11 protein-coding genes are annotated in these 12,086 nt (G+C 71.4%); 6 read left to right on the forward strand and 5 right to left on the reverse strand.

The features are described from left to right. Positions 1 to 66: 66 nt before the first annotated feature. Positions 67 to 1,317 carry a L,D-transpeptidase gene (locus tag AQJ64_RS44200; protein ID WP_055632401.1) on the reverse strand — a complete coding sequence of 417 codons (1,251 nt, stop codon included), beginning with the start codon at positions 1,315 to 1,317 and terminating at the stop codon, positions 67 to 69. A 168-nt stretch (positions 1,318 to 1,485) separates the two neighbouring features. Continuing rightward, entirely contained in the window at positions 1,486 to 2,730 is a 1,245-nt protein-coding gene (locus AQJ64_RS44205; protein ID WP_055632402.1) for a L,D-transpeptidase, read from the reverse strand. A 153-nt stretch (positions 2,731 to 2,883) separates the two neighbouring features. On the opposite strand from AQJ64_RS44205, the gene glgX reads away from it, so the two are divergent. Further along, positions 2,884 to 5,118, forward strand: coding sequence for a glycogen debranching protein GlgX (gene glgX / locus AQJ64_RS44210; protein ID WP_055632403.1), 2,235 nt, complete (start codon positions 2,884 to 2,886; stop codon positions 5,116 to 5,118). Here glgX and AQJ64_RS44215 read toward each other — a convergent pair. Beyond that, entirely contained in the window at positions 5,072 to 5,572 is a 501-nt protein-coding gene (locus AQJ64_RS44215) for a hypothetical protein (protein WP_159060357.1), read from the reverse strand. The genes glgX and AQJ64_RS44215 overlap by 47 nt on opposite strands. 152 nt (positions 5,573 to 5,724) lie before the next feature. Between AQJ64_RS44215 and AQJ64_RS44220 the strand changes: the two genes are divergently transcribed. Further along, complete coding sequence (locus tag AQJ64_RS44220) at positions 5,725 to 6,546, forward strand: polysaccharide deacetylase family protein (protein ID WP_059203554.1); 822 nt, start codon at positions 5,725 to 5,727, stop codon at positions 6,544 to 6,546. Further along, on the forward strand, positions 6,546 to 7,718 hold the full coding sequence (locus AQJ64_RS44225; protein WP_055638485.1) for a YncE family protein: 1,173 nt from the start codon (positions 6,546 to 6,548) through the stop codon (positions 7,716 to 7,718). Before AQJ64_RS44220 ends, AQJ64_RS44225 begins: the two co-directional genes overlap by 1 nt. On the opposite strand, the gene AQJ64_RS44230 is transcribed toward AQJ64_RS44225, so the two are convergent. Then, a complete protein-coding gene (locus AQJ64_RS44230) occupies positions 7,719 to 8,357 on the reverse strand; it encodes a GNAT family N-acetyltransferase (protein WP_055638484.1) in 639 nt (212 codons plus the stop codon). It abuts the gene before it with no gap. A gap of 49 nt (positions 8,358 to 8,406) precedes the next feature. On the opposite strand from AQJ64_RS44230, the gene AQJ64_RS44235 reads away from it, so the two are divergent. The 3 genes from AQJ64_RS44235 to AQJ64_RS44245 all read left to right on the forward strand — a co-directional run bounded on the left by AQJ64_RS44235 (position 8,407) and on the right by AQJ64_RS44245 (position 10,419). Beyond that, a complete protein-coding gene (locus tag AQJ64_RS44235) occupies positions 8,407 to 9,318 on the forward strand; it encodes a helix-turn-helix domain-containing protein (RefSeq protein WP_055638483.1) in 912 nt (303 codons plus the stop codon). A gap of 60 nt (positions 9,319 to 9,378) precedes the next feature. Continuing rightward, the gene (locus AQJ64_RS44240; protein ID WP_055638482.1) at positions 9,379 to 9,591 is read left to right on the forward strand and encodes an EF-hand domain-containing protein; all 213 of its coding nucleotides are present in this window, start codon (positions 9,379 to 9,381) and stop codon (positions 9,589 to 9,591) included. Between the two features lie 132 nt (positions 9,592 to 9,723). Then, a complete protein-coding gene (locus AQJ64_RS44245; RefSeq protein WP_240512957.1) occupies positions 9,724 to 10,419 on the forward strand; it encodes a hypothetical protein in 696 nt (231 codons plus the stop codon). Positions 10,420 to 10,598: 179 nt separating this feature from the next. Here AQJ64_RS44245 and AQJ64_RS44250 read toward each other — a convergent pair whose 3' ends face one another. After that, positions 10,599 to 11,966, reverse strand: a complete 1,368-nt coding sequence (locus tag AQJ64_RS44250; RefSeq protein WP_055638480.1) for an L-serine ammonia-lyase — start codon at positions 11,964 to 11,966, stop codon at positions 10,599 to 10,601. Positions 11,967 to 12,086: the final 120 nt, after the last annotated feature.

Consider the following 12,086-nt stretch of genomic DNA (forward strand, 5'->3'; position numbering starts at 1 on the left):
AACCACCATTAACGACGGCGGGCCCGGTGCCGTTGGTCACAGCACCGGGCCCGTCGCGGAGGGGTCCTACTTGGTCCAGTCGGCCCAGGAGAGGTTCCAGCCGTTGAGGCCGTTGGCCGGGTCGACCGTCGGGTCGGTGGAGTTCTTCACCGTCACCACGTCGCCGACCATCGAGTGGTTGAAGAACCACGCGGCCGGGACACCGCTGTCGTAGCCGCCGCGCACATCGCGCAGGCCGATGCAGCCGTGGCTGGCGTTGTAGTTGCCGAAGGCGTCGCCGCCCCAGTAGTTGCCGTGTACGAAGGTGCCGGAGTTGGTCAGCCGCATGGCGTGCGGGACGTCCTTGATGTCGTACTCGCCGTCGTAGCCGACGGTGTCGCCGTTCATCCGGGTCACCGTGAACTTCTCACTGATGACCATCTGGCCGTTCCAGGTGGCGTAGCCGGGCTTGCCCGTGGTCACCGGGATGGTCTTGTAGAGCTTGCCGTCCCGCATGACCTTCATCGTGTGCTTCTTGGCGTCCACGATCGACACCTGGCTGCGGCCGATGGTGAAGGAGACGGTCTTGGACTGCTTGCCGTAGACGCCCTTGCGGCCCTCGACACCGTCCAGGTTCAGCTTGACGGTGACCTTGGTGCCGGCCTTCCAGTACTGCTCCGGGCGGAAGTCCAGACGGTCGTTGCCGAACCAGTGGCCCTCGACGTCCACGGCCGGCACGGTCGTGATCTCGATGGCCTTCTTCACGTCGTCCGGCTTGGTGATGCCGCGCGTGAAGCGGACCGAGAACGGCATGCCGACGCCGACGGTGGAGCCGTCCTCGGGCGTGAAGTTGCCGATGAAGGTGTTCTGCGGGCTGAGCGTGGTGAAGGAGGAGTCCTCGGCGGCCGTACGGCCCTCCGAGTCCTTCGCGACCGCGTGCACCTGGTACTTGGTCGCCGCGGCGAGGTGCGTCGCGGGCGTCCAGCCGCTGCCGTCGGCCGAGATCGTGCCCTTGATCGCCGTACCGTCGTCGTCCTTGACGGTGACCTCGGTCAGCTTGCCGTTGCTGGCGCTCACCTTCAGGACGCCGCTGGTGTCGACGTCCTTGGCGCCGGCCTTCGGGGCGATCGAGACGACCGCCTCCGACTGCTTGCTCGCGGCCGCCGCCGTGCTGCCCTTGTCGTTCTTCTCCTTGGCGTCGGACCCCGAGTCCGAGCCGCCGCCCCCGCCGCACGCCGTGACGGCGAGCAGCATCCCGCCGACGATCAGCGCCAACCGCTTGTGGCGGCCGCGTGGGCGCCCCGCGATCGACGCCCCCGGTATCGGTCGCACGTTCAAGTCGTTCTCCCCTCCCAGGGCCTGGTCAGGCCCCCACCCCCGCGCATCCCGCGCGATCATTTGCGCATATTAACCGCACGGTTTTGAGCTGCGTGTCAGGTGAATGTCACCGTTCCGTCGCAACTTGGACCATGATCGCGCGGGGATGGTTGCACGGCGGGGAAGAGGTCATTCGTCCGTGTTCCGGGAGGTCCACTCCTCCCAGCTCATGTTCCAGCCGCCGAGCCCGTTGTCCGGCGCGACCTCCTTGTCCTTGCTGTGCACGACCTCGACGACGTCCCCGATCAGCGAGCGGTCGAAGAACCAGCCCGCCGGGGTGTCCGAGCCGCCGCCCCTGACGTCCATGAGGCCGACGCAGCCGTGGCTGACGTTGGCGTTGCCGAAGACGTCCGGCTCCGCCCAGTAGTTGCCGTGCAGGAAGGTGCCGGACTCGGTCAGCCGCATGGCGTGCGGCACGTCCGGGATGTCGTACTCGCCCTTGCCGTCCTTCTTCCTGAAGCCGACCGTGGCCCCGTTCATCCGGGTCAGTTCGAGCATCTCGGTGACGACCATCTTCCCGTTGTACGTCGTCGTCCTCGGTGCCCCCGCCGTGATGGGCACGGTGGCGATCAGGTCGTCCTCGCGCCACACCTTCATCGTGTGCTTCTCCGCGTCGACCAGGGAGACCTGGCTGCGGCCGACGGTGAAGGAGAACGTCTTGTACTGCAGCCCGTAGACCCCGGGCGCGCCCTCCACGTCCCGCAGCCGCAGCGCGACGGTGACCCTGGTGCCGGGCTTCCAGTACTCCTCGGGGCGGAAGTCGAGACGGCCGCCGCCGAACCAGTGCGGCCGGATCTCCACGGCCGGGTCGGCGGTGACCTCGATCGCCCGCTGCACGGCGGCCCGGTTCTCGATCTCCCGGCTGAAGTCCAGCGAGACGATCATCCCGGTGCCGACGGTGGAGCGGTTCTCCGGGGTGACGTACCCGATGAACCGCTCGTCGGGGACGTAGGTGGTGAAGGTGGTGTGCCGGGCCGAGCGGTTGCCGTCGCCGTCCAGCGCCACCACGTCGACCGTGTAGCGGGCGGCCAGCGCGAGCCGGCCGCCGTCCGGCCGCCAGCTCCGCCCGTCGGCCGAGATCCGGCCCGGCACCTTCGTCTCCTGGGCGTCCTGCGACCGCACCACCTTCACCGACTCCAGCTTCCCGTCCGGCACCCGGACCAGCAGCCCCGTCTCCGGCCGCACCTCCTTCGCGTGGTCGTCCGGGGTCACCCGGATGACGTCCTCGGGGGCCGCCGGTCTGCCGAGCATCCGGTCCAGCCCGCCTCCGCCGTCGCCCGAGCAGCCCGCGGCCCCGGCCAGGAGTCCGGCCCAGGTCACTACGGCGGCCACTGCGACGCCCGCGCGCCGTGCGCGCCCATGTACGTGCCTCACGGTGTGCCCAACGACCGGGTGCGCCCCGGGGAAACGTGAGTGCGAGGCGCGCTCTGGGCAGAACAGGGGGAGGACGACAGCGCGGGGCGGCGGCGGCCGGGACGCCGTACGCCCGTCCCTACGTCGTACCCACGAGCCGCGGGAGGCTGAACGGTGTCCAGCGCAGCCGAGCAGGAGGCGGTGGCGGAGGAACGCGCCACGCCGGACACCCGACTGAACGGGGTGTCCCAGAAGGTGCCCGGCGTGCCCGTGCGCCCAGGTGCGCCCACCCCGCTCGGCGCCCGCTTCCGGGTCGGCCCGGACGGGGTCGCGGGCACCAACTTCGCGCTGTGGGCGGGCGGGGCGGAAGCGGTCGAGCTGTGCCTGTTCGACGAGGCCGGCCGCGAGACCCGCGCCGCGCTGACCGAACTCACGCACGAGATCTGGCACGGCTTCGTCCCGGGCGTGATGCCGGGCCAGCGCTACGGCTTCCGGGTGCACGGCCGCTGGGATCCGTGGACCGGCGGCCGCTGGAACCCGGCGAAGCTGCTCCTCGACCCCTACGCCCGCGCGGTCGACGGGGAGTTCACCCTCCCCCCGGAGGTGTACGGGCATGTCAGGGACTGGCCCCAGCAGCAGGTCGCGGACACCGTGCGCGACGAACGCGACTCGGCGCCGTACGTCCCGAAGGGCGTGGTCGTCCACGACGACGACGACTGGGCGGACGACCGTCGCCCGAAGACCCCGTGGGCGGACTCGGTCATCTACGAACTGCACGTCAAGGGCTTCACCAAGCTGCACCCCGGCATCCCGGAGGAACTGCGCGGCACCTACGCCGGACTCGCCCACCCGGCGGCGATCGGCCACCTGGTCCGGCTGGGCGTGACGGCGGTGGAGCTGCTCCCGGTCCACCAGTTCGCCCACGAGGACCATCTGCTCCGCCGCGGCCTGAGGAACTACTGGGGCTACAACTCCATCGGCTACTTCGCCCCGCACGCCGGCTACGCCTCCTCCGGTACGACGGGAGGGCAGGTCGGCGAGTTCAAGCGGATGGTGCGCGCCCTGCACGCCGCCGGGATCGAGGTCATCCTCGACGTGGTCTACAACCACACGGCGGAGGCCGGTGAACTCGGCCCCACCCTCTCCCTCAAGGGCATCGACAACCGCGGCTACTACCGCCTCCAGTCCGACGCCCGCCGCTACGCCGACTACACCGGCTGCGGCAACACCCTGCACGTGGTGCAGCCGCACGTGCTCAGGCTGATCACGGACTCCCTGCGCTACTGGGTCACCGAGATGGGCGTGGACGGCTTCCGCTTCGACCTCGCCGCCGCCCTCGCCCGCTCCATGCACGACGTCGACATGCTCTCCCCGTTCCTCGCGGTCATCGCCCAGGACCCGGTGCTGCGGCGGGTCAAGCTGATCGCGGAACCGTGGGACGTGGGCTCGGGCGGCTACCAGGTGGGCGCCTTCCCTCCCCTGTGGACCGAGTGGAACGACCGCTACCGCAACGCCGTGCGCGACTTCTGGCGGCACGCGCTGCCGGACGTCCGCGAGATGGGCTACCGCCTGTCCGGCTCCAGCGACCTCTACGCCTGGGGCGGGCGCCGCCCGTACGCCTCGGTCAACTTCGTCACCGCCCACGACGGCTTCACCCTGCGCGACCTCGTGTCCTACGAGCGCAAGCACAACGAGGCCAACGGCGAGGGCAACCGGGACGGCACGGACGACAACCGGGCCTGGAACTGCGGGGCCGAGGGGGAGACGGACGACGAGCGGGTACGGGCGCTGAGGCGCAGGCAGCTGCGCAACCTGCTCACCACCCTGCTGCTGTCGACCGGCGTGCCCATGCTGGTCGCGGGCGACGAACTGGGCCGCACCCAGGGCGGCAACAACAACGCCTACTGCCAGGACAACGAGACCGGCTGGCTGGACTGGAGCCTGCTGGAGCAGCCGGGATGGCGCACGCTCCTCGACCTGACCTCCCGTCTGATCGCGCTGCGGCACCGGCATCCCGTCCTGCGCCGCCGCGCCTTCTTCTCCGGCCGCGCCCACTCGGCGGACGGACTGCGCGACCTGGCCTGGTTCACCGCACGGGGCACGGAGATGACCGAGGGCGACTGGTACGCCCCTGCCGCGACCCTCGGCATGTACCTCTCCGGCCGGGACATCCCCGGCCGTGACGAACGGGGCGCCCCCATCACCGACGACAGCTTCCTCGCGGTGCTGCACGCCGGGGACCGCCCGGTGAGCTTCGTCCTGCCGGGGCCGCCGTGGGCGGAGCGCTACGAGGTGGTCGTCGACACGTCCCGCGAGGACCAGACCGAGCCCCCGGGCGTCGTCCACCGGGCGGGGGAGGCGGTCACGGTGCCGGCGCGGGCGGTGGTGCTGCTGCGGGTGGCGGGCTGAGCCGCCGCTCCTGCCAGCACTCCGTCAGTTCCCGGACCTTCTCCTCGAACCGCGGGTCGACGAACGACGTCGGCGCGGGCAGGGTCGTCCGGCGGCCGTCCGCGAGGTGCGCGACCACCTGGCTCACCCCGAGGACGCGGCGGACCTGAAGACGCTCGATGCCGGGCCAGGGGAAGACCCGGCGTGCTCCGTTCACGACCACCAGGGCGTCCTCGGTGAGGATCACCCCGCGACGGCGTCCCGTCAGCGCCAGGACGGCGACGCCGACGAGGGACCAGCCGAGCAGCTGCGCGAGATCGCCCGCGCTCATCGGGTCGTCGGTGAAGAAGTGGCCGACGTACAGCACCAGTGAGGCGCTCAGGAAGCCGATCGCGCCGGGGAGGGCGCGCTGCGCGAGGCCGAGCCGGAACGATCGCCCGGAGCCCTGCGCGGACCGGGAAGCGGAGGAGTGCAAGGAGACCACCGTTCACTGAGGGGCTACAGGGTGGCATGCCGGGCCGGGCAGGGTGGGGCCGGGCCGGGCGTAGGGCGCTGCCCGTGCCGGCCGACGCCGTCTCCGGCCGCCACGCGGATGAATGACTCCATTTCTTACCTTTTGCCCCTTAAATGGTGCGGGTGACTTCGACCGACCGCCGTGCCGCGCTGCGGGCGGGTGCCGGACTGGTCGCCGGGGGCGCGTTCGCCGGTGCGTGCTCCGCGTCCGGCTCCGCCTCCGGTCCCTCGTCCGGCGCGTCCCCCGGCCCGCCCTCGCCCCCGCCGCCCGCACCGGCCTCCGCCGCCGCCTCCGCCGGCCCCCGCCCCGCACCGGCCCCCCGCGCGTTCCCCGGACAGCCGGCCCAGATCAGCCACGGCCCCCGGGACCGGCCCCGGGTCGCCCTCACCTTCCACGGCCAGGGTGAACCGGCCCTCGCCGAGGCCCTCCTGGGGGAGGCCGAGCGGCACGGGGCACGGGTCACCGTCCTCGCCGTCGGGACCTGGCTCGACGCCCACCCCGCCCTCGCGCGCCGGATCCTCGACGGCGGCCACGACCTCGGCAACCACACCCACCGCCACCTCGACATCAACGCCATGTCCGAGACCGAGGCGCGCGGCGAGATCGAGGAGTGCGCCCTGCGGCTCAAACGGCTCACCGGGTCGGTCGGCACCTGGTTCCGGCCCTCCCGCACCGCCCTCGCCTCCCCGCTCGTGGCGAGACTGGCCCGCGCCGCCGGCTACCCCCACGTCCTGTCCTACGACGTCGACTCCCTCGACTTCACCTCGCCCGGCGCCGCCGCCGTCACGGCCAACGTGATGCGCGAGGTCCGCGACGGATCCGTCGTGAGCCTGCACTTCGGGTACGCGGACACCCTCGCCGCGCTCCCCGCCGTACTGGACGAACTCGCCCGCCGCGGACTGCGCGCGGTCACCACCACGGAGCTGATCGGCTGATGCGACCCCCTCTCCTCACCCGCGCCCTGTCCACCGCCGCCGCCCTCGTCTGTCTCGCCGCCTGCGGCAGCCAGGACGGTGAGGGCACGCGAGAGCCGACGAAGGCCGCCGTGCCCGCCCCCGTGAAGAGACCGGCCGCCCACGGGCTGCCCGGCATGCCGCCCCTCCTCGACCCCAAGGACGTCTACGCCGCCGACCGCCCGAACAGGCTCTCCCCGGTCGTCAAGGACTTCCCCTCCCGCGTCTACGTCCCCAACACCGAGTCCGACACCGTCTCCGTGATCGACCCGAAGACGTACAAGGTGATCGAGACCATCCGGGTCGGCCGCCAGCCGCAGCACGTCGTGCCCTCCTGGGACCTGAAGACGCTGTGGGTGAACAACGACAGGGGCAACACCCTCACCCCCATCGACCCCAGGACCGGCCACGCCGGCGACACGGTCGACGTGCACGACCCGTACAACCTCTACTTCACCCCGAACGGCAAGTACGCCGTCGTGATGGCCTCCCTCGACCGCGAGCTCGTCTTCCGCGACGCGCACACCATGAAACGGAGGAAGACCGTCCCGGTCAGCTGCTACGGCGTCAACCACGCCGACTTCTCGCCCGACGGACGCTACTTCATCGTCTCCTGTGAGTTCAGCGGCGAACTGCTGAAGGTCGACACCGAGAAGATGAAGGTGGTGGGCCAGGAGAAACTGCCGTTCGCCGGCGCGATGCCGCAGGACGTGAAGATCTCGCCCGACGGGAAGAGGTACTACATCGCCGACATGAAGGCCGACGGCATGTGGATCCTCGACGGCGACCGGTTCACCAAGCCCTCCTTCCTGCACACCGGCAAGGGCTGCCACGGTCTGTACATCAGCCGCGACTCCCGCGAGATGTACATCTCCAACCGCGGCGAAGGCACCATCTCCGTCTTCGACTTCACGAGGAACGAGCTGACGAAGAAGTGGCGCCTGCCGGACGGCGGCAGCCCCGACATGGGCGGAGTCTCGGCGGACGGCAAGGTCCTGTGGCTCTCCGGCCGCTACGACGCCGAGGTGTACGCCATCGACACCCGCACCGGAAAGCAGCTCGCCCGCATCCCCGTCGGCAGCGGCCCGCACGGCCTCGCCGTCTACCCCCAGCCCGGCCGCTACTCCCTCGGCCACACCGGCATCTTCCGGTAGTCACCGGCGGGCGGTCAGCAGCAGCTCCGCGCCCACCGGCACATACCCCGCCGCCTGGAACGCCCGTACGCTGCGGGCGTTCCCCGGGGCGACCTGGGCCCACACCGGCTCGTCGGCGAGACGGCGGGCGGCGGTCACCAGCAGCCGGCCGAGGCCCCGGTGCCGTAGCGGCTCGTCCACCTCGACCGAGACCTCCAGCCGCCCGCCGATCCCGCGTCCGGTCACCAGCACCCCGCCGTCCGCCGACCACGCCCGCACCTCGTGGCGCCGGCGCAGGGCGTAACGGATGCGGGGATGGTCGCGGTCCTCGATCTCCGTCAGCGGCAGCGCCGGCGGCCCGCCCGGCAGCGGGGAACCCACCAGCATCGCGTCGACCGTCTCGGCCGTACGCCCCGTGCGCTCCATCAGCGCGGCGAGGAAGCGCGGGTTCATCGAGGCGGAGAGCGCGTCGCAGTCCACGGCGCGCAGGGTGTCGTACACCCACTGCGGGTCCTCGTCCGTGAAGACCACCGAGTGCGCGGTGAAGGCGAGGATGCCCGCGTCCCGCGGGGACATCTGCGGGACGACCGTCGTCCGCCCGTCCTCCGGGGGGAAGACGCCGTGCGCGGCCCCGTCGAGAATGTCCCGCAACGTCTCCACCGCACCGCTCCTTGAGTCTCCACCCGCTGGAAGGTCCAGACTCGCAGACATGATCGACGACGGCACCGGCCTGTTCACCATCGGCGAGCTGGCCCGCGCCACCGGACTGACCGTGCGCACCATCCGCTACTGGTCCGACGAGGGCGTCCTGACCCCCGTCACCCGCTCCACCGGCGGTTACCGGCTCTACGACGCCGAGTCCGCCGCCCGGCTGGAACTGATCCGCACCCTGCGCGAACTGGGCCTCGGCCTCACCGACGTCCGGCGGGTGCTGGCGGGCGAACGGACGGTCGCGGAGGTCGCGGCGGCGCATGTGGCCGCGCTGGACGCGCAGATCCGGTCGCTGAAGGTGGTCCGCGCGGTGCTGTCGAGCGTGGCCCGGCGTGGTTCCACAGCGGAGGAGACGACCCTGATGCACAGACTCGCGCACCTGTCGGCGGCCGAACGGCAGCGGATCATGGAGGAGTTCGTGGAGGAGGCCCTGCACGGGCTGGACACCGTCGACCCGGACATCCGGGAACGGATGCGGCGCACCGCCGTCGATCTCGACGACGATCCGACGCCGGAGCAGGTGGACGCCTGGGTGGAGCTGGCCGAGATGCTCCAGGACCCCGGCTTCCGGGCCCAGATGCGACGCGCCGTCGAGTTCAACGCGGCCGACCGGACCCCGCAGGAGCCGCGCGGGCAGGCCATGTGGTTCGCCAAGCGGCTGGTCGAGCTGGTGGGCCCGCTGCGCGAGCGCGGTGTCGCCCCCGGGGCGCCCGAGGCGGAGGAGGTGCTGACGGAACTGTTCGGGGACGCCGACCGTGCCGCCGTACTGGACCGCATGACGGCCGGCTTCAACGAACGGGTCGCCCGCTACCGCGAACTCCTCGCGCTCGTGAACCGGCAGGCCGCGCCCCCGCACGCCGAGGACTTCGCCTGGGTGGTCGCTGCACTGCGGTCGCGCGCGGACGGTTAATCTGACCTGCGTCAGTACGACAGCAAGACACCGCAAGGTATGGCGAAGAGGGGCGGATCGGTGGCCGACATCGAAGAAGCACGCACGCAGTTCCAGCGCATCGACACGGACGGCGACGGTTTCATCACCGCCGCCGAGTTCAAGACCGCCCTGGCCCAGGAGGGCGACTGGAACGTCACCGAGTCGGTGGCCGAGGCCATCATCAAGACCCGCGACCTGAACGGCGACAAGGTCCTGTCGTTCGACGAGTTCTGGGCGTACCTGAGCAAGTAGGGCGAGGAGGGAGGGGGCGTCCCGCCCGGGACGCCCCCTCCCTCTGCGCGCTCACGTCCCGCGGTCGGTCCAGGGCGACGGGCGGCCCTCGCACAGCAGCAGAAGGCAGGCAGGTCCATGCACGGAGTGCAGGTGACGGAGCGGGTTCTGGAGATCGTCCGCCGCGATCCGGAGGCGAGCGCGCTGCCGTATCTGCTGCCGTACGTGAACGTGCCCTGGGTGGAGGGCGGCGTCGCCCGGCCGATGGCCGAGGACGAACTCGCCGAGGCCGTGTTCCCGTCCGGGCGTCCGCTGCCGCCGAGCCTGCGCGCCTGGCTGGCGTACGACACCGGACTGCTGGAACGCCACGGCTGGTTCGCCCCGGACGGCTCCTTCGCGCCGCGCCCGCTCGACGAACTGGTCGGGGACGAGATGGGCGACTTCTGGGGCAACGAGTTCGGCTGGCTGTCCGGGCGGCTCTCCGAGTGCTTCCTGCTCCCCGGCGGCTCCGACTCCCGGCGCATCCTGGCCGTCACCGAGCCGGACCAGGAAGGCGAGTACCCCGTGCTCGCCCTGGACCTGGACGACATGCCGTACCTGGGCCTCATGTACCCGGGCTTCGACGTCTACCTGGCCGACACGGCGGGCCTGCTGGACCTGGGTGGGCGCAAGACGTACACGGACCTGATCGACCACGCGGTCTACGGCCCCCGGATGCGCCGGCACGCCGCCCAGTGCTTCGCGGGCGAGGCCTGTGTGGAGTACCCCTTCGAGTTCACGGCCGCGTTCGCCCAGCTCCACCCCGAGCGGGCCGAGAAGAGCCCTCGGCGCGGGGGTTCCGCGCGCTGACCCTGTCCACCTGGCGGGACCGCTTCGACCGGTTGCCGGACACCTCCGCCGTCGCCCGGCGCACCGGCGGCCGGATCGCCCTCTTCGGGGTCGGTGGGCGACAGTCGAACCGGTCCTGAAAGCGGTACAGCGCGCCGATCCACTCCCGCAACCGGCGCTCGTCCAGTGAGGCGGGTGCCTCAGCACTCGATGATGTTCACCGCCAGCCCGCCCCGGGCCGTCTCCTTGTACTTCACGCTCATGTCGGCGCCGGTCTCCTTCATGGTCTTGATGACCTTGTCGAGGGACACCTTGTGGGAGCCGTCGCCGCGCATGGCCATGCGGGCTGCGGTGACCGCCTTGACCGCGGCCATGCCGTTGCGCTCGATGCACGGGATCTGGACCAGGCCGCCCACGGGGTCGCAGGTGAGGCCGAGGTTGTGCTCCATGCCGATCTCGGCGGCGTTCTCGACCTGCTCGGGGGAGCCGCCGAGCACCTCGGCGAGGGCACCGGCCGCCATCGAGCAGGCGGAGCCGACCTCGCCCTGGCAGCCGACCTCGGCGCCGGAGATGGAGGCGTTCTCCTTGAAGAGCATGCCGATCGCGCCGGCGGCGAGCAGGAAGCGGACCACGCCCTCCTCGTCCGCGCCGGGGACGAAGTTGACGTAGTAGTGCAGGACGGCGGGGATGATGCCCGCCGCGCCGTTGGTCGGAGCGGTGACGACCCGGCCGCCCGCCGCGTTCTCCTCGTTCACCGCCATCGCGTAGAGGGTGATCCACTCCATGGAGTGCGCCAACGGGTCTCCGTCGGCGCGCAGTTGGCGGGCGGTCATGGCGGCCCGGCGGCGGACGCGCAGCCCGCCCGGCAGGATGCCCTCCCGGGACATGCCCCGGGCGACGCACGCCTGCATCACCCGCCAGATCTCGAGGAGGCCCTCGCGGATCTCGTCCTCGGTGCGCCAGGCCCGCTCGTTCTCCAGCATCAGCGCGGAGATCGACAGACCCGTCTCCCCCGTCAGGCGCAACAGCTCGTCGCCGGTGCGGAAGGGGTACTTCAGGACCGTGTCGTCCAGCTTGATGCGGTCCGCGCCCACCGCCTCCTCGTCGACGACGAAACCGCCGCCCACCGAGTAGTACGTCTTCGTCAGCAGCTCCGCGCCCGAGGCGTCGTACGACCGGATGGTCATGCCGTTGGCGTGGTACGGCAGCGCCTTGCGGCGGTGCAGGACCAGGTCGTCGTCGAAGGAGAACGGGATCTCGCGCTCGCCGAGCAGCCGCAGCCGGCCCGACTCCTTGATCTCCTCCACCCGCCCGTCCGCGGTCTCGACGTCCACCGTGCGGGGGGAGGCGCCCTCCAGGCCGAGCAGTACCGCCTTGGGGGTGCCGTGGCCGTGGCCGGTGGCGCCGAGTGAACCGTACAGCTCGCAGCGCACCGAGGCGACGGAGTCCAGCAGCGCGTCGGCGCTCAGGCGCCCCGCGAACATGCGGGCCGCGCGCATCGGACCGACCGTGTGGGAGCTGGACGGGCCGATGCCGATCGAGAAGAGGTCGAAGACCGAGATGGCCACTGGTTTTCCTTACCGGGAGGGTGGGGGCACACGTCGTCGGGTACCCCCACCAGGGAACTACTTGTTCAGAACGGGGTAAAGCGGGTGCTTGTCGGCGAGGGCCTTGACCCGGGCCTTCAA

This window comes from Streptomyces griseoruber (assembly GCF_001514205.1).
GTDB classification, from domain to species: Bacteria; Actinomycetota; Actinomycetes; order Streptomycetales; family Streptomycetaceae; genus Streptomyces; species Streptomyces griseoruber.